13 protein-coding genes are annotated in these 16,402 nt (G+C 72.0%); 4 read left to right on the forward strand and 9 right to left on the reverse strand.

Features of this window, described 5'->3' with window-relative positions:
- Positions 1 to 109 precede the first annotated feature (109 nt).
- Together ACIQU3_RS19655 and ACIQU3_RS19660 are read left to right on the forward strand one after the other, a co-directional pair.
- Positions 110 to 433 carry an STAS domain-containing protein gene (locus ACIQU3_RS19655; RefSeq protein ID WP_234848482.1) on the forward strand — a complete coding sequence of 108 codons (324 nt, stop codon included), beginning with the start codon at positions 110 to 112 and terminating at the stop codon, positions 431 to 433.
- 266 nt (positions 434 to 699) lie between these two features.
- Positions 700 to 3,201: an ATP-binding protein gene (locus tag ACIQU3_RS19660; RefSeq protein ID WP_403926688.1), complete on the forward strand. Its 2,502-nt coding sequence runs from the start codon at positions 700 to 702 to the stop codon at positions 3,199 to 3,201.
- Between the two features lie 66 nt (positions 3,202 to 3,267).
- On the opposite strand, the gene nucS is transcribed toward ACIQU3_RS19660, so the two are convergent.
- The gene (nucS, locus tag ACIQU3_RS19665; protein ID WP_033312972.1) at positions 3,268 to 3,939 is read right to left on the reverse strand and encodes an endonuclease NucS; all 672 of its coding nucleotides are present in this window, start codon (positions 3,937 to 3,939) and stop codon (positions 3,268 to 3,270) included.
- A gap of 256 nt (positions 3,940 to 4,195) precedes the next feature.
- On the opposite strand from nucS, the gene ACIQU3_RS19670 reads away from it, so the two are divergent.
- Positions 4,196 to 4,588: an SCO5389 family protein gene (locus tag ACIQU3_RS19670; RefSeq protein ID WP_234848125.1), complete on the forward strand. Its 393-nt coding sequence runs from the start codon at positions 4,196 to 4,198 to the stop codon at positions 4,586 to 4,588.
- Between the two features lie 84 nt (positions 4,589 to 4,672).
- Here ACIQU3_RS19670 and ACIQU3_RS19675 read toward each other — a convergent pair whose 3' ends face one another.
- Positions 4,673 to 5,701, reverse strand: a complete 1,029-nt coding sequence (locus ACIQU3_RS19675) for an LLM class flavin-dependent oxidoreductase (RefSeq protein ID WP_403740993.1) — start codon at positions 5,699 to 5,701, stop codon at positions 4,673 to 4,675.
- A 266-nt stretch (positions 5,702 to 5,967) separates the two neighbouring features.
- On the opposite strand from ACIQU3_RS19675, the gene ACIQU3_RS19680 reads away from it, so the two are divergent.
- Positions 5,968 to 6,300: an ATP/GTP-binding protein gene (locus tag ACIQU3_RS19680; RefSeq protein WP_403740996.1), complete on the forward strand. Its 333-nt coding sequence runs from the start codon at positions 5,968 to 5,970 to the stop codon at positions 6,298 to 6,300.
- A 6-nt stretch (positions 6,301 to 6,306) separates the two neighbouring features.
- Here ACIQU3_RS19680 and ACIQU3_RS19685 read toward each other — a convergent pair whose 3' ends face one another.
- The 7 genes from ACIQU3_RS19685 to mce form a co-directional block, all read right to left on the reverse strand.
- Positions 6,307 to 7,179, reverse strand: coding sequence for an ABC transporter permease (locus ACIQU3_RS19685; protein ID WP_403741001.1), 873 nt, complete (start codon positions 7,177 to 7,179; stop codon positions 6,307 to 6,309).
- Positions 7,176 to 8,525 (reverse strand): ATP-binding cassette domain-containing protein, encoded by a 1,350-nt coding sequence (locus ACIQU3_RS19690; protein ID WP_403926691.1) that lies wholly within the window; start codon positions 8,523 to 8,525, stop codon positions 7,176 to 7,178. The genes ACIQU3_RS19685 and ACIQU3_RS19690 overlap by 4 nt, the downstream gene beginning before the upstream one ends.
- A 185-nt stretch (positions 8,526 to 8,710) precedes the next feature.
- Positions 8,711 to 9,481: an ABC transporter permease gene (locus tag ACIQU3_RS19695; RefSeq protein ID WP_403744181.1), complete on the reverse strand. Its 771-nt coding sequence runs from the start codon at positions 9,479 to 9,481 to the stop codon at positions 8,711 to 8,713.
- Between the two features lie 3 nt (positions 9,482 to 9,484).
- Complete coding sequence (locus ACIQU3_RS19700; RefSeq protein ID WP_403926694.1) at positions 9,485 to 10,453, reverse strand: ABC transporter ATP-binding protein; 969 nt, start codon at positions 10,451 to 10,453, stop codon at positions 9,485 to 9,487.
- A gap of 86 nt (positions 10,454 to 10,539) precedes the next feature.
- Positions 10,540 to 11,475, reverse strand: coding sequence for a cellulose-binding protein (locus ACIQU3_RS19705; RefSeq protein ID WP_403744177.1), 936 nt, complete (start codon positions 11,473 to 11,475; stop codon positions 10,540 to 10,542).
- 195 nt (positions 11,476 to 11,670) lie between these two features.
- A complete protein-coding gene (gene scy, locus ACIQU3_RS19710) occupies positions 11,671 to 15,618 on the reverse strand; it encodes a polarized growth protein Scy (protein WP_403744175.1) in 3,948 nt (1,315 codons plus the stop codon).
- Between the two features lie 233 nt (positions 15,619 to 15,851).
- Positions 15,852 to 16,292 (reverse strand): methylmalonyl-CoA epimerase, encoded by a 441-nt coding sequence (gene mce / locus ACIQU3_RS19715; protein WP_031107947.1) that lies wholly within the window; start codon positions 16,290 to 16,292, stop codon positions 15,852 to 15,854.
- Positions 16,293 to 16,402 lie beyond the last annotated feature (110 nt).

A 16,402-nucleotide genomic window follows, 5' to 3' on the forward strand; every position in this document is an offset into this window, starting at 1 on the left:
CGGTATCGGTTCGCTCACAAGAAGCAACCTCTGACTCCTCCACGCAGTCAGAGGTTGCATCACCCACATCCAGAACGCGGAGCACCATTCGCACGCACGGGGAGCGCATATGCACATCAGGGGCGACCACGCCGAGCTGGTCGTCGGGGGCCGCCTCGACGTCCAAAGCGCGGCGGACGCCCGTACGGTCCTGCACTCGGCCGTCGACGACGGCGTCGGGGACCTGGTGCTGGACCTGTCCGAACTGGACTCCTGGGACGCCACCGGACTGGGCGTGATCATGGGGGCCCACCGGCGGGCCGGCCGCTGCGGCCGGCGCCTGGTGCTGCGCGGTGTGCCGCCTCAGATGCAGCGCCTGCTCGTGGCCACCCGTCTGCACCGGATCCTGGCGATCGAGGGGGGCATCGGGGTGGAGACCCTACCCCGCGTGTGACCGCTCGTACGGGTGTGAGCCGGGCGGCCGGGGAGACCCGGACGCACGTCGCCGAATCGTGCGACGCGCACAATCCTCACGAGACCGTGACGTTACGGACGGCGCGGTACCCCGGACTGTCGTAGATACTGTGCGAAGGTTTAGGGTTCGGCTGCCCGCTGACTTGAACCCTTCGAGCGGGACCGGACCAGAAGCGACAGCGCGGTGTGCAGCAAGGCCGGGAGGGGCTTGTCCACGCACACACACGCTTTTGGGGGGCTTGACCTATGGATCCTGACAACCAGGGACCCGAGGAGTACGGCCACGAAGGTGACGGCCCCGCGCCGCGCCAGCGCCCTCCCAGGGAATCCCTCACACCCGACTTCGCGCAGCACGCGCCGGCGCTCGCCCGCACGGTGCGGCTCGTCTCCGGTGACTTCCTGCTGACGGTCAACCCCGTCGACGGCAGCGAGATAGAGGCCTGCCCGCCCGCGGAACGCCCCGCCCGGCCCGTGAAGCTCACCGCGGCCGAACGCGCCGAGGCCGAACGCACGGCCCGCCCGCCCGTTCCGCCCGGCCCCCCGCAACCCGCCCTGCCGCTGCTGGCCCGCCAGGAGGAGCGCGAGCGCCTGGTGCGCCTGCTCGCCCGCGGCCGCTCCACCCGCCTCACCGGTGCGCCGGGCTCCGGCCGCACCCGTCTCCTCGACCTCGTCGCCGAGGACTGCTCCGACCTCGCCCCCGACGGCGTCGTCCGCCTGAGCGGCTTCGGACGCACCACCGAGGACCTGCTGCACGACCTGTTCCACGCGGTCTACAGCGCCCCCCTGCACCGCCCGGACCGGGAGGAACTGCTCACCCACGTCGGTGAGATCGGCGCCGTCGTCGTCCTCGACGACCTGGAGTTCGGCGGCACCGCGCTCGACGAGCTGCTGGAGGCCACCCCCGAGTGCGCCTTCCTGCTCGGCGCCACCCCCGACGTGCCCGCCCCCTCCGCCGACGCCGGCGTCGAGGAGGTCCTCCTCGGCGGACTGGAGCGCGCCGCCGGGCTCGACCTGCTGGAACACGCCGTCGGCCGGGCCCTCACCGAGGAGGAGTCCACCTGGGCCGGAGACCTCTGGTTCGAGTCCGAAGGACTGCCGCTGCGCTTCGTCCAGGCCGGGGCCCTGCTGCGGCAGCGCGACCGGCTGCGCGCCGGCGCCGGCGCCGTCGACGAGTTCGGCGTCTTCGAGGACGCGCCCCCGGCCGACACCGCCGAGGCCTACGACCTCGGCGACGACGTGCCGCTGCCCGCGCTCGGCGAGGCCGCCGCCCCCGCGCCGCTGCTCGCCTCCCGGCTGAGCGCCTCCGCCCGCGCCACCCTGCGGTTCGCGCTCGCCCTCGGCGGCGAGATCCCGCACCAGGCGCATCTGCCCGCCCTGGTCGGCGACACCCACGCGGACGCCGCGCTCGGCGAACTCGCCGCCTGCGGCCTGGTCTCCCCGGTCGGCTCCCGCTACCGCCTCGCGGCCGGCGTACCGGCCCAGCTGGAGGCCGCCGGGTACGCCGACGAGGCCGAGGCCCGGGCCCGCAGCGCCGCCCAGCACTACTCCTGGTGGGCCGGACACCCCTCGGTCACCCCCGAGCGCGTGTGCGCCGAGGCCGACGCGGTCCTCGCCGCCCTGGCCGTCCTCGGACCGGCCACCCGCCCGCCCGCCGAGGGCGAGGAGAGCGCGGCCGTGCACCTGGCCCGCACCGCCGCCCCCGCCTTCGCCGCCGGACTGCACTGGAGCGCTTGGGAACGCGCCCTGCGCTCGGGCGCCGAGGCCGCCCGGCTCGCCGGGGAAGTCGCCGAAGAGGCCTACTTCCACCACGAGCTCGGCGTCCTCGCCCTGTGCCGGGGCCGGCTCGACCGGGCCCGCGCCGAACTGGAGGCCTCCATCGGCCTGCGCGGCGCCCTCGCCGACAAGCGGGGCACCGTCGCCGGCCGCCGTGCCCTCGCCCTGGTCGCCGACCGCTCGGGCACACCGCTCGGGCTCGGACCGACCGCGGGGGAGGAGGTGCCCGACACCCGTGACGAGGAGTCGGCGTCCCCGCCCGGCGGTGTTCCCGCGCCCTTCCCCACGCTCCAGCAGCCGCCCTCCCCGGCCCTGGTCACCCACAGCACCACGCCCGGGACCTCCCGGGCGGCACGCGGCGGACTCAAGGGCCTGGCCCGGCGCAACCTCGTGGCCGCCGGGGCCGGTGCCCTGCTCGTTGCCGTCCTGGGCACGGTGGTGACGCTCGGCGCCACCTCCGACAACGACAAGAACCCGCCCTCCGGGCAGGTCGGCGTCAACCCCTCCGCGAGCCAGGGCGTCAGCGACGACAGCCTCGGCGCCGACCGGGCGGGGAACGACGACGGCGACACCGGCGAGGCGCCCGCCCGGCCGACGGACCCGGGCCCGGACGGAACCCTCGGCACGTCGGACGACCCGACACCGACGGCCTCCCCGAGCGGTTCACCGGGCCCGAGCGGCTCCGCGTCCCCGTCGAAGCCGCCGTCGTCCTCGAAGCCGCCGTCCACGTCCAAGCCGCCGACGACGTCCAAGCCGCCCGCGACGTCGAAGCCTCCGACGTCGAAGCCGCCGACGTCCCAGCCGCCGACCTCGCAGCCGCCCACGTCCGAGCCGCCCACCTCGCAGCCGCCGACGACCAGCCCGTCCACCTCCGACTCGGCCAGTGGCCCGGCGCCGAGCGCTCCCACGAGCAACTCGGCGAGCGCGCCGCAGAGCACCACGGGCACGCCCAGCGGCCCGGAGACGGTGATCTGAGGCCCGTACACACGGCAGGGCCGGGTCCGTCGCACGGACCCGGCCCTTTCGCCGTCGTACGGGCTGTCAGAACAGCCGCAGCTTGTCGTCCTCGATGCCGCGCAGCGCGTCGTAGTCGAGCACCTGGCAGCCGATCCCGCGGTCGGTCGCGAGGACGCGCGCCTGCGGCTTGATCTCCTGAGCCGCGAAGACACCGCGCACCGGAGCCAGATGGGGGTCCCGGTTCAGCAGCTCCAGGTAGCGGGTGAGCTGTTCCACGCCGTCGATCTCACCGCGCCGCTTGATCTCCACCGCGACGGTCTTGCCGTCGGCGTCCCGGCACAGGATGTCGACCGGTCCGATGGCCGTCGGGTACTCGCGGCGGATCAGGGTGTAGCCCTCGCCGAGTGTCTCGATGCGGTCGGCCAGCAGCTCCTGGAGGTGCGCTTCCACGCCGTCCTTGATCAGGCCGGGATCGACGCCCAGTTCGTGCGAGGAGTCGTGGAGGACTTCCTCCATCGTGATGATGAGCTTCTCACCCGCCTTGTTGACGACGGTCCAGACGCCCTCCTCCTCGCCGGTGCCCTCCTTCAGGGTGCACGGCGGCGACATCCAGTTCAGGGGCTTGTAGGCCCGGTCGTCGGCGTGGATCGAGACGCTGCCGTCCGCCTTCACCAGGATCAGGCGCGGGGCCGAGGGGAGGTGGGCGGTGAGCCGCCCGGCGTAGTCCACGGAGCAGCGGGCAATGACGAGACGCATGGTCGGCAACGCTACTCGACGGGCGCCTGTCCACGCGATTCGCCCTGGAAAACACGCGTTCGGTAATGGCCGATTGTGTGCACGGTGTGCTCAGTGGGAGTGTCTCATCTGCGCATTTTCCTGGTGCCGTCACCGTACGTTGCTTACCGTATGAACGGGAGGTCGCGGTGCGTGTACGCAGCGTGTCCGGTGTCGCGAACTCCCTCATCTGTCCGGCAACCCCTGCCCGCCGGGCGGGGGTGCGAGAGGAGAACTCATGTCGCTCGACGTCTCACCGGCCCTACTCGAACAGGCCGAGCGAGGCGAGGTCGACGAAGCGGAATTCGTCGACTGCGTCCGGACCTCCCTGCCCTACGCATGGGAGATGATCAGCTCACTGGTGGCCCAGCTGAAGGTGGACGGCGGTGCGTTCGCCGACAACCAGACGCCCCCGCCGGACGAGCAGGCACGCGGTCAGCTGCTGCGTGCACTTGCGAGTGACGCGATACGCGGCGCGCTGCAACGGCACTTCGGTGTGCGGCTGGCCTTCCAGAACTGCCACCGGGTGGCCGTGTTCCCGCTCGACTCCTCGGTCGACGAGAAGCTGGACCGCTTCACCTCGATCCGCAGTCAGGTGCTGAACCAGTCACCCGAGTTCCGGGACTGCTGACGCGGCGCCACTTGCTTGCCGCTCCGTACGCGGGAGGTGCAGTTCTGTACCGGAGCGGCAAGCCCACAGGAATTCATGGCCCACTCAGACGAGTTGGGGGAGCACCTCGGCCCCCAGTCGCCGCACGTTCTCCTCGGTCGCCGCCAGATCCCCGGAACCCTCGACGAGCAGCGCGAAGCGGGAGATGCCGGTCCGCTCGCTGGTCGCCGCCAGCCGGTCCGCGCACAGCCGCGGGGTGCCCACCGGGTGCAGCCCGCAGAGCAGTTCGGTGTAGGCCAGCGGGTCGCGCATCCGGCGCGAGCGCCCGTCGACCGTGACATGCGCCTCCAGGCCCTGCTTCAGCCAGCCGGGCATCGCCTTCATCAACGTCTCGGCCGCGTCGACCCGCCGGTCCGCGATCTGGCAGACACCGGCCGACACATGGGACGCGCTCAGGATCTCCTCCGGCGAGCGCCCGCAGGCCCGGGCGTGCTGCCGCCACAAGGCGACCATCTCGGCCTTCTCCTCGTCTCCCACGTGCATCCCGAGCAGCATCGACAGACCCCGCTCGGCTGCCAGCCGCACGCTCGCCGGTGAGGTGCAGGCGACGACGACCTCGGGGCCCGGGCCCTCCGCCAGGGCCTCCGACGGCCGCGGCACCACCGGGACTTCACGGAAGCGGAAGCGCTCCCCGTCGGCCGACACGGACGACTCGCGCAGCCAGCGCACCAGCAGTTCGAGGGATTCCGGGAACCCCTGCTCGTACGCCTCCAGACCCGCGCCGAACACCTCCAGGTCGACCCAGGGGCCGCCGCGCCCGACACCGAGAGTGAAACGGCCGTCGCTCGTGTGGTGCAGCAGCGCCGCCTGTTCGCCGAGAGCCACCGGGTGGACGGTGGGCAGCACACTGACCGCCGTACCGACCCGGATGCGCCGGGTGCGGCCCAGCAGCATGGCGGCCAGGGTGATCGCCGACGGACACGTGCCGTACGGCACGAAGTGGTGCTCGGCCAGCCAGACCGTGTCGAGCCCGGCCTCCTCGGCCACCTCGGCCGAGCGGACCGCGCGGTGCAGCGCCTCCCCCTGGCCCTGGCCGGGGAACTGGGCCGCCAACACGAAACTTCCAACGCGCATTGCTTTCCTGCTTCCTTGGCTCCGACACGGAGCTCCCCCACAGCGCATAACCGTCTGACACGTGCCGAGGACACGGCCGGGCGGAGTATTTTGCGGATTGTCTGCAGAATGGGTCGTTCCGTCGGCGGTCGGGGGCAGAGGAACAAGGGGCCATGTCCGCCGGGCCGCGAGGCACCGCGGGCGATCCGCGCCGTACGCGTACCCCTGTGCGCGCCGCGTAGGCTGGACGCGGCCCGTGCTTCCTGTATAGCCCCGAGAGGTGTCCCGTGTCCCCGCGTCGCAACCGACCCAAGGGCGCCGCTGAATCCGGCCGGAGCGCCGAGGACGACCGCCCCGGCCGCTACGGCGGCTGGCAGTCCTCGGAGAACTGGCAGGGCGAGAACTGGAGCGTGCGGCACGTGGCCGGCGCGAGCGCACAGGGCAAGTCCTACCGCTGCCCGGGCTGCGACCAGCTGATCCCCGACGGGGTGCCGCACGTGGTGGCCTGGTCCGAGCACACGGGCGTCGACGACCGGCGGCACTGGCACAAGGCCTGCTGGAACGCGCGGGACCGCCGCACCCCGGGGGTGCGGCGGTCCCGTAACGCGCCGAAATTCTGAACGGTCTCAGACGTCCCGCTTCTCCTGCAGCAGGAAGGCGCCGGCGAACGCGACGGCCGTGACGCCGAGGATGATCCACAGCGGGTCCCAGCCGGACGGGCCGGACTGGCTGAGGGAGTTGGCGTAGAAGACGCTGAGCTGGTTCGGGATCGAGTACTCGAACAGGGCGTCGCGCACGTCCTGGAGGGACTCCGAGAACATGAACAGGGCGATCACCAGCGGGGCCAGGACGGCACCGATCATGATGGTGATGGCGCCCGCCGAGTGCCGGATGATCGAGCCGACCAGGAGCGAGAGCAGGCCCAGCAGCGCGATGTAGAGCGAGATGCCGACCGTGCCCTTGAGCCACTCGCCGCCGGAGGGGGACTTGGCGCCGTCGCCCTCCAGCATCGCCACATGCATGAAGGCCACGAGCGACGCGGACACCAGCGTCACGACGAACGCGGTCAGGAAGAACACCACGGCCTTCGCCGCCAGCACCCGGCCCCGGCTCGGGCACGCGACCATCGTGGTGCGGATCATGCCGGTGCCGTACTCCGAGGCGGTGGTCAGCACGCCCAGCGTGATGATGCACATGCTGCCCAGCAGCAACCCGAAGAAGCCCAGGCCGAGGGGGCTCTCGCCGTCCAGCGACGGGTCGGACTCGGCCACCACCACGCCGGTCAGCGTGCCGATGCCGATGACGAGCAGGACGAACACCCCGAGCGTCCACAGGGTGGAGCGCACCGACCTGATCTTCGTCCACTCGGACGCGACGGCGTGCCCGAGGTGCGTGCGCACGACCGGGATCGGCGAGGTGTAGCCGGGCGGGAACGAGGTTCCGGGTGCCGCCTGCCAGGCGGGCGCGGCCTGCGGCATCTGGGACTGGGGGCTGCTCATCGGGCGTCCTCGGGCTTGGTCAGGTCGGGAGTCGGGGCGGCGGTGGGCGCGGACGGCGCGGCGGCGGGCTGCGCGGGCGCGGCGGCCGGCTGGGCCGCGGGCTGCGGAGCGCTCTGCGGCGCGGGCGGGGCGGCCGCGGGGGCCTGACCCGGCCCGGGCCCGGCGGCGCCCTGCGGAGCGTCCTGGGGCACCGGGGGCGTCTGGGGTGCGGGCTGTGCGTACGGGTTGGCCGTGCCCGGCCCGGAAGCGCCCTGGGCGGAACCGTACGGGCCCGCCGGCGCCTGACCCGGTGCGCCCTGGGGCGCGAACGGCTGCCCGCCCTGCTGGGGCGGCGGCGGGGCGTACCAGCCCGGCTGGCCCTGCCCGGGCACCGGCATCGGCGGCTGCGCGCCGGGCGGCAGCGGCTGCTGGAGCCCTTCCTTCTGGTCGATGGTCGAGCGGTAGTCGACTGCGCCCTGGGTCATGCGCATGTACGCCTCCTCCAGGGAGGCCTGGTGCGGCGACAGCTCCCACAGCCGTACTCCGTGATCGTGCGCGATGTCGCTGATGCGCGGCAGGGCCAGCCCCGTCACGCGCAGCGCGCCGTCCTGCTCGGGCAGCACGTGCCCGCCCGACTCGGTCAGCGCGGCCGACAGCTTCTCGCGCTGCTGCGGCTCGGTGTCGGGCGTGCGCACCCGTGCGAAGTCCGCGGAGTTCGCCGAGATGAAGTCGGTGACGCTCATGTCGGCCAGCAGCTGGCCGCGCCCGATGACGATGAGGTGATCGGCCGTCAGCGCCATCTCGCTCATCAGGTGGGAGGAGACGAAGACCGTACGGCCCTCCGCCGCCAGCGCCTTCATCAGGTTGCGCACCCAGAGGATGCCCTCGGGGTCGAGGCCGTTGACCGGCTCGTCGAACAGCAGCACCTGCGGGTCGCCGAGCAGCGCCGCCGCGATGCCGAGCCGCTGTCCCATGCCGAGCGAGAAGCCCTTGGACCGCTTCTTGGCCACGTCCTGCAGACCGACCACGCCGAGCACCTCGTCCACCCGCCGGGCCGGGATGCCCGAGAGCTGGGCCAGGGACAGCAGGTGGTTGCGGGCGGAGCGGCCGCCGTGCACCGCCTTGGCGTCCAGCAGGGCGCCGACCTGACGGGCGGCGTTGGGCAGCCTGCGGTACGGATAGCCGCCGATCGTCACCTGCCCGGCCGTCGGGTTGTCCAGGCCGAGGATCATGCGCATCGTCGTCGACTTGCCCGATCCGTTGGGCCCGAGGAAGCCGGTGACGGCCCCGGGCCGCACCTGGAAGGAAAGGTTGTACACAGCGGTCTTGTCGCCGTAGCGCTTCGTCAGGCCGACTGCTTCGATCATGCTCCGCACCCATCGCAAGGTTCAGGACAGCGGGGCACACGCCCCCGTAAGGGTTAGGAGGATATCGAGGCGCTGACGGTTCCGGCCAAGAGGAGGTAAAAGGTCACGCCATGCCTGCGCGACACCGAGGTCGCCATACAGTCCCGCCTGCCGCCGGGCGGACTACGGGACTGTGCGGACACGACCTAGGCGTCGCGCTTCTTCAGCAGCACATAGCCGCCGGCGAGCGCCGCGAGCACCCACAGCCCCATGATCCCGAGGCCGCCCCACGGTCCGTACGGGGTGTCGTCGCCGATCGGCGTGACCACCTGCATGATCTTGCTGCCGGCCTGGTCGGGGAGGAACCGGCCGACCTTCTTCGTCGCGTCGACGTTGCCCAGGATGTTCGAGATCAGGAAGAAGAACGGCATCAGGATGCCCAGCGACAGCATCGGCGAGCGCAGCATCGCGGCGACGCCCATGGAGAACATCGCGATCAGCGCCATGTAGAGGCCCCCGCCGAGCACCGCCCGCAGCACCCCCGAATCGCCGATCTCCGCCCGGTGCGGGCCCAGCATCGCCTGCCCCAGGAAGAAGGCGGCGAAGCTGGTGACGAGACCGACCAGCAGCGCGAGCCCACTGGCGACGGCGATCTTGCTGAACAGGAAGGACCCCCGCTGCGGCACCGCGGCCAGCGAGGTGCGGATCATGCCGGTGCTGTACTCGTTCGACACGACGAGCACCCCGAACACGATCATCGCGAGCTGACCGAGACTCATCCCCGCGAAACTGATGAACGTCGGGTCGAACTCCGCCCGGTCCTGAGCGTTCATCGAGTCGAACTCGTTCTTGGACAGCGCCGAGATCAGCATGCCGAGGGCGACCGTCACGACCACCACCAGCGAAAGTGTCCACACCGTGGATGCCACCGACCGGATCTTGGTCCACTCCGACCGGACGACCTGCGTCACCGCCATGCCTCAGCCCCTCTTCCAGCCGTCGCCCCACTGCTGCCGCGGTGGCTCGGGGCTCGTCGCGCTCGTCCCGCTGTGTGCGTGGTACTCCACCGACTCCGCCGTCAGCTGCATGAACGCCTCCTCCAGCGAAGCCTGTTGCGGACTCAGCTCGTGCAGCGTGAGACGGTGCTGCGCCGCCAGCTCACCGATCTGCTCCGCCTTGCCGCCGTCCACCTCCAGCACCCCGTCGCCGCGCTCCACGGCCACGATCCCCGCCTGGTGCAGCACATCGAGCAGCCGCTCCCGCTGCGGACTGCGGACCCGGACGTACGACCGCGAGTTGCGCGCGATGAAGTCGGCCATGGAGGTGTCCGCGAGGAGCCGGCCCTGCCCGATGACGACGAGATGCTCGGCCGTCAGCGCCATCTCGCTCATCAGATGAGAGGACACGAACACGGTCCGGCCCTGCGTCGCGAGCGACTTCATCAAGGTGCGGATCCAGTGGATGCCCTCGGGGTCGAGGCCGTTGACCGGCTCGTCGAACATTAGGATCCGCGGGTCGCCGAGCAGCGCGGCCGCGATGCCGAGCCGCTGCCCCATGCCCATCGAGAAGCCCTTGGTCTTCTTCTTCGCGACCGCGGTGAGACCGACCGTCTCCAGCACGTCACGCACCCGGCTGCGCGGGATGCCGTTGCTCTGGGCGAGGCACAGCAGATGGTTGTAGGCGGTGCGCCCGCCGTGCCAGGCCTTGGCCTCCAGCAGGGCGCCGATGTACGTCAGCGGGTCCTTGAGCTGTTCGTAGCGCTTGCCGTCGATACGGACGTCGCCCGCGGTCGGGTGGTCGAGACCCAGGATCATCCGCATGGTCGTCGACTTGCCCGCGCCGTTCGGCCCCAGGAAACCGGTGACGATGCCCGGTCTCACGGTGAACGACAGGTTGTTGACCGCCACCTTCTCGCCGTACCGCTTGGTCAGCCCCTCCAGCTCAATCATGCCCGCCACGCTAGAACGGGACAAAGCCCTCTGCCACCCGGGCGGCAGAGGGCTTTGCGGAGATTCAGCCTCCGTATGCCCGCGTGTTACCGGGACTGCTGTGCCGGGACCCCACGGGAGACCGGCTCGTCCTCGGCCGGCGTACCGGCGGCGGCCACCGCGGCGCCCGTGAGCGTCGCGAGCATCTCGCGGACGTTGGTCAGCTGGGCGTTGATGCTGTCGCGGCGGTTGGTGAGGGCCGCGAGCTCCCGCTCGGATTCCGAACGGATGCGGTCGGCCTTGGCGTTGGCGTCGGCCACGATGTCCTCGGCCTGGCGCTGGGCCGTCTCCACCGTCTGGCGGGCGCGGCGCTCGGCGTCCGTGCGCAGCTTCTCGGCCTCCAGGCGCAGCTGCTCGGCACGGTGCTCGATTTCCGCGAGGCGCTTCTCGGCCTTGGCCTGACGGGAGGCCAGGTCGCGCTCGGACTGCTCCCGTCGCTTGGCGAGGTTCGTCTCGAAATCGGCGGCGGCCTGCGCGGCCTTGGCGCGGGTCTCCTCGAAGAGGGCGTCCGCCTCCTCACGCTTGGACTGCGCGTCCTTCTGCGCGTCGGCACGCAGCTGGGAAGCGTCACTCTTGGCCTTCTCGACGATCCGCAGACCCTCGTCCTCGGCCTTCGCCTTGCGCTCCGCCGCGTACGACTCGGCGTCGTTGCGCACCTGCTGGGCGGCCGACTCGGCGAGCTCGCGGTGCTGCTCGGCCGCGCGCCGGGCCTCCTCGCGCAGGTCCTTCGCCTCTTCCTCGGCGAGGCGGAGGATCTTCTCCACGCGCGCGCCGAGACCCGCGTACGACGGCTCGGCGTCGGTGACCTGGGCCTGGGCGTTCTGCGTCTCGAGGTGGAGCTCTTCGATGCGCTTTTCCAGAGCGGTGATGCGGGCTAGAGCGCTGTCACGGTCGGAGACGAGCTTGGAGATACGTTCGTCCACCTGAGCGCGGTCGTACCCACGCCGCACAAGCTCGAAGCCGTAGGGGGAAGTGTCGCTCATGGGGTTCCTGTCGAATGAGACCGGTGAGGTGATAGGTGGAATCCTAGGGGCCGAAACGGTGTGTCATCGAGCGGATGCGCGTTTGATCTGGAAAATGAGACCCCTTTTGAGTGGCTAAGCGGCGGATCGCTTGCCAAAACCTGGTCAAAGCCCCCGGATGGCCCTGGAATCGGACTCGCCCGCCTCGCCGGACCGCTAGCCGTCCGAGGACTTGCCACCCGATCGGGGTGCGCCGACCGTCGCGCCCGCCTTGACTCCGTTGTCCTTGGAGCCGGCGGGTGCCTCGAAGGATTCCAACGCCTCCAGGACGTCCTGGACACGGGAGATCTCCGCGTTGATGTCCTCGCGGCGGCGGACCAGGACCTCCAGCTCGCGCTTGCCCTCCTCGACCGTGCGCTTGGCCTCGCGGATCGCCTCGGCCTTGAGCTCCTCGGCCTCCCGGACCAGCGTGGTCTTCTTCTGCTCGGCCTCCTTGAGCAGCCCCTCCGCCTTCTTCACCGCGGCGATACGGACCTTGCCCGCCTCGGAGTTGGCCTCCGAGACGATCTCCTTCGCCTTGGCCTGCGCCTTCGCGAGCTGCTCCTCGGCCGCCTTGACGAGCGCGTCGCAGCGGTCGCCCGCCGACTTCATCGTCTCGGCCGACTCACGGCGGGCCCGCTCGTGCAGCTCCTCGATCTCGGAGGTGATGCGGTCGCGCAGCTCCTCGGCACGCTCCCTGATCTGCGTGGCGTCCCGGCGCGCGCCGACCAGCAGCTCGTCCGCGTCCGTACGGGCCTTCTCCACCATGGAGTTGCCCTCGACCGTCGCCTCGGACACCAGCCGGTCGGCCTCGGTACGGGCCGCGCCCACCATCGTGTCGGCCTGCGACTCGGCCTCCGCCGTGGTCTTGTGCGCCTGCTGCTGGGCCTCGCTCAGCAGCTTGTCCGCCTCGGCCGTGGTCTCCGTGATGAGCTTGTCGACCTGCTCGGCCGCCTCGGAGCGCCGCTTGTTGGCGTCCTTGCGGGCCTCGTCCAGGGTGCGGTCGGCCTCCTCGCGCGCGCTGCCGACGAGCCGCTCCGCCTCCGCCTCGGCGTCGGTCTTGACGCGCTCGGCCTCGCGGCGGATCCGCTCGGCGTGCTGCTGCGCCGAGCCGACCGTCTCGGCGGCCTCGGCCCGCAGCCGCTCGGCCTCGCCGGTGGCCTCCGTGACCAGCTGGTCGGCCTTGGCGGCCGACTCGGACCGTACCCGCTCGGCTTCCGCGGCCGCTTCGGACCGGACCCGTTCGGCCTCGGACAAGGCCTCCGTGCGGACCCGCTCGGCCTCGGTGACCGTCTCCATCCGCAGCCGGTCGGTCTCCTGGACCGTCTCGGTGGTGAGCCGCTCCGCCTCGCTGCGCGCCTCGGCGATGAGCGCGTCCGCCTGCGTCGCCGCGTCCGACCGGATGCGGTTGGCGTCCTCGCGCGCGTCCGCCCGGGTGCGCGAGGCGCTCTGCTCCGCCTCGGCGATCGCGTCCGACGCCTCCGTGCGCACCCGCTGGGCGTGCTCGGCGACGTCCGCGCGGATCCGCTCCGCCTCCGAGACCGCCTCGGACATCGTCCGCTCGGCGAGGGCCTTGGCGGCCTCGGTCTCCTCGTGTGCCTCGCGCCGCAGCCGGCCCGCGTCCTCGCTCGCCCGCTCCCGCTCGGCGTAGGCGTCGGAGCGGACCCGGTCCGCCTCTTCCTGGGCCTCCCGGCGCGTACGGTCAGCCGCGTGCTCGGCGGCGGAGCGCAGCCCGGTGATCTCCTCCTGGGCCTGCTCGTGCAGCCCGGCGACGGAGTCGCGGACCTGCTGGGCGTGCTGCTCGGCCGCGGACACCATCTCCGTGGCCCGCCGGTCGGCCTCCTCGACCAGCCGGACGGCCTCGGTCTGCGCATCCTCCACGCGCTTGCGCGCCGAGGCCAGCAGCTCCTCGCTCTGCTCGCGGGCCCGCTCGCGCTCCTGGTCGGCCTCCTGGCGGGCGCTGCCGAGGAGTTCCTCGGCCTCGCGGCGGCGCCGGTTGGCCTCCTCCTGGGCGGCGGCCAGTGTCTCGGACGCCTCCGTGGCGAGCCGCTCGGCGGCGGCCTGCGCCTCCGCACGCACCCGGTCGGCGCTGTCCTGCGCCTCCGACTTCAGCCGCTCGGCCTCACTCGCCGCCTCCGAGCGCAGCCGTACGGCCACGGCCTCGCCCTCGGCGCGCGCCGCGGACGCGTCCGACGCGGCCTCGTCACGCAGCCGCTCGGCCTCCGCCTCGGCCTGCTGCTGGAGCGTACGGATCCGCTCGGCGGCCTCGGCGCGCAGCCGCTCGTTCTCCTCGGCGGTCTCGCGGCGGATCCGCGCGGCCTCCTCACGGGCGTCCGACAGCGCCTGCTCGGCGGCCGTCAGCCGCTCCTCCGCCTCCGTCTGGAGCCGCGTCAGCTCCTCGGCGGCCTCGGCGCGACGGGCGTCTATGGCCCGCTCGGTCTCCTCGTGCAGCTCCCGGGCCGCCCGCTCGGCCTGCTCCTTGAGCGCCTCGGCCTGCTCGACGACCTCCTCGCGGTGCCGCTCGGCCTCCTGCCGGGTGCGCTGGAGGGTCTCCTCGGCCTGACGGCGCAGGGTCGTCGCCCGCTCGATGGCCTCGGTGCGGACCTTCTCGCTGTCCGCCTGGGCCGTCGTACGCAGCTCGTCCGCGTCCGCCTTGGCCTTGGCGAGCAGCTCCTCGGCGGACTTCGCCGCCTCCTCGATCTGCGCCACGGCCTCCTTGCGGGCCTCGGCGCGGATCTTCTCGCCCTCGTCGACCGCGTCCGCCCGCAGCTGCTCGGCCTCGCCGCGCAGTCGGCGGGCCTCCTCCTGCAGCTCGACCGTCTTGGCGCGGTACTCCTTGGTGTCGTCCTTCGCCGCGCCCTTGAGCTGCTCGGCGATGTCGTGCGCCTCGGCCCTCAGCCGGTCCGCCTCGGCCTCGGCCTCCGAGCGGATCCGCTCGGCCTCCTCAGCCGCGGCCTTGGTGGTCTTCTTGGCGTCCTCCGACGCCTTGTTGAGGACCTCCTCGGCCGTACGGGCCGCCTTGGACAGCTGGGTCGCGGTCTCCTCGGCGGTGAGCGTGCGGGCCTTCTCGGAGGCCTGCGCGACGATCTGCTCGGCCTCGGCCTTGGCGTCGGCGACGATCTGCTCGGCCTCGGACTTGGTGTTCTCGGCCTCCTTCGTGGCCTCCTCGACCAGCCGGGCGACCTGCTCCTTGGCGGTGCGCGTCCGGGTCTCGTTCGCCGACTCGGCGCTCGCCAGGGCCTTGGCGGCGGCCTCCTTGGCTTCCGTGAGCAGCTTCTCCGACTCGGTCTGCGCCCTGCGCAGCGCCTCCTCGGCCTCCGCCATCCGCTGCTCGGCGGCCTTGCTCAGCTCCTGGGCCTCGCGGCGGGCGGACTCCGACTCCGTGGCGCTGGAGGTGCGCAGCTGCTCGGCGTGGTCGGTGGCCTCCTGGGCCTGTGTGGAGGCGGCGTTGAGCAGGCGCTCGGCGTCCGTGCGGGCGCGGCGCAGGATCTGCTCGGCCTCGGCCCGGGCCTCCTCGGCCGCGCTCGTCAGCCGCTGCCGGGCCTCGGTGGCCAGCCGCTCGGCCTCCGCGCGGGCGGTGGCCAGGGCCTGCTCGGCCTCGGCGCGGGACTCGTCCAGCAGCCGGCGGGCCTGCTGCTCGGTGCGGGCCCGCAGCTGTTCGGCCCACGCCACGTTCTCGTTGACGTGCGACTCGACGGTCTGACGGCGCTCGGCCAGCTCCTGGTCCAGCTGCTGGCGGCGGGTCACCGCCTCCTGGTGCAGCTCGGCCTGGAGCCGGGCCGCCTGCTCTGCGTGTTCCTGGAGGATCCGCTGGGTCTGGGCCCGGGCCTCGCTCAGCTCACGGTCGGCGTCCGCCCGGATCTGGTCGGCCTGCACCTGCGCGTTGCGGAGCAACTGCTCGGCCTGCCAGCCGATGTCGCCCCCCTCGAAGGAGGGCCGGGTCATGATGGTCCGCCGCGCCTCGTGCAGCTTGGCGCGCAGCACCTCGACCTGGTAGCCGAGGTCCTCGGCGTGCTGGATCGCCTTTTCCCGCTCGGTCTTCAGCCGCTTCATCTCGGCTTCGAACCGAGAGAGGTGGTCGACGTCAGCCGCCGGCTCTCGCTCCTGGCTCTCGTAGCCCCGCACTGCGCGGTCCCATCCGTCCCCTGGTCGAAACTCTTACCGAACGAGCTCCGTCCATCCGCCGAACGGGGCCCCCGGGGAATGGTGTCAGATCATCGGCGGAGCAGAGGCTGCTGCCCCGACGCTCGTCCCCCGAAACCCGGACCCCGGTGGTCCTGCCGTCGCACGGCGGGACCGCGGTCACCCTGGACTGAGCGGCGACCGCCCCCAACCCTACCGGCCCTTATGTACGAGGGTCAGTGCTCAGGTGACTCAACGGGCGCCGAAGTGACCAGTTCTGTCAGTACGCCATGACAGTCCTTGGGGTGCAGGAAGGTGATCCGTGACCCCATGGAACCGACTCGCGGCTCTTCGTACAGCACGCGTACGCCCTTGCCCTTGATCTCCTCGGCGTCCCCGTCGACATCTGCCGTACCGAAAGCGATGTGGTGGACGCCCTCCCCGTTCTTGGCGAGCCACTTCGCGACGGTGGAGTCCTCGCGGGTCGGCTCCAGGAGCTGCAGGTAGGAGGCGCCGCCGTCGGACGTCTCGTTGATCTTGAGCATGGCCTCCCGCACGCCCTGCTCCTCGTTGACCTCGGAGTGGAACACCTCGAAGCCGTAGGTGGCACGGTAGAACTCGACGGTCTTGTCGAGGTCGAAACAGGCGATTCCGATGTGGTCGATTCGCGTCAGCATGGATTCAGTGCAGCGCCCCCGAGGTGGTTACGCAACGTGCGCGCGATCACACCGACAGCCCGATGACGGCACGGAGTGCCACTCAGTACATTCGAAGTAAACCCTCGTTC

It is taken from the genome of Streptomyces sp. NPDC101110 (assembly GCF_044759525.1).
Lineage (GTDB): Bacteria > Actinomycetota > Actinomycetes > Streptomycetales > Streptomycetaceae > Streptomyces.

What these genes read in the sequence shown, in the direction of transcription:
- ACIQU3_RS19655 (WP_234848482.1), top strand. Translation starts at nt 110, where the DNA reads ATGCACATCAGGGGCGACCACGCCGAGCTGGTCGTCGGGGGCCGCCTC.
- ACIQU3_RS19660 (WP_403926688.1), top strand. Translation starts at nt 700, where the DNA reads ATGGATCCTGACAACCAGGGACCCGAGGAGTACGGCCACGAAGGTGAC.
- nucS (WP_033312972.1), bottom strand. Translation starts at nt 3,939, where the DNA reads ATGCGTCTCGTCATTGCCCGCTGCTCCGTGGACTACGCCGGGCGGCTC.
- ACIQU3_RS19670 (WP_234848125.1), top strand. Translation starts at nt 4,196, where the DNA reads ATGTCGCTCGACGTCTCACCGGCCCTACTCGAACAGGCCGAGCGAGGC.
- ACIQU3_RS19675 (WP_403740993.1), bottom strand. Translation starts at nt 5,701, where the DNA reads ATGCGCGTTGGAAGTTTCGTGTTGGCGGCCCAGTTCCCCGGCCAGGGC.
- ACIQU3_RS19685 (WP_403741001.1), bottom strand. Translation starts at nt 7,179, where the DNA reads ATGAGCAGCCCCCAGTCCCAGATGCCGCAGGCCGCGCCCGCCTGGCAG.
- ACIQU3_RS19690 (WP_403926691.1), bottom strand. Translation starts at nt 8,525, where the DNA reads ATGATCGAAGCAGTCGGCCTGACGAAGCGCTACGGCGACAAGACCGCT.
- ACIQU3_RS19695 (WP_403744181.1), bottom strand. Translation starts at nt 9,481, where the DNA reads ATGGCGGTGACGCAGGTCGTCCGGTCGGAGTGGACCAAGATCCGGTCG.
- ACIQU3_RS19700 (WP_403926694.1), bottom strand. Translation starts at nt 10,453, where the DNA reads ATGATTGAGCTGGAGGGGCTGACCAAGCGGTACGGCGAGAAGGTGGCG.
- ACIQU3_RS19705 (WP_403744177.1), bottom strand. Translation starts at nt 11,475, where the DNA reads ATGAGCGACACTTCCCCCTACGGCTTCGAGCTTGTGCGGCGTGGGTAC.
- mce (WP_031107947.1), bottom strand. Translation starts at nt 16,292, where the DNA reads ATGCTGACGCGAATCGACCACATCGGAATCGCCTGTTTCGACCTCGAC.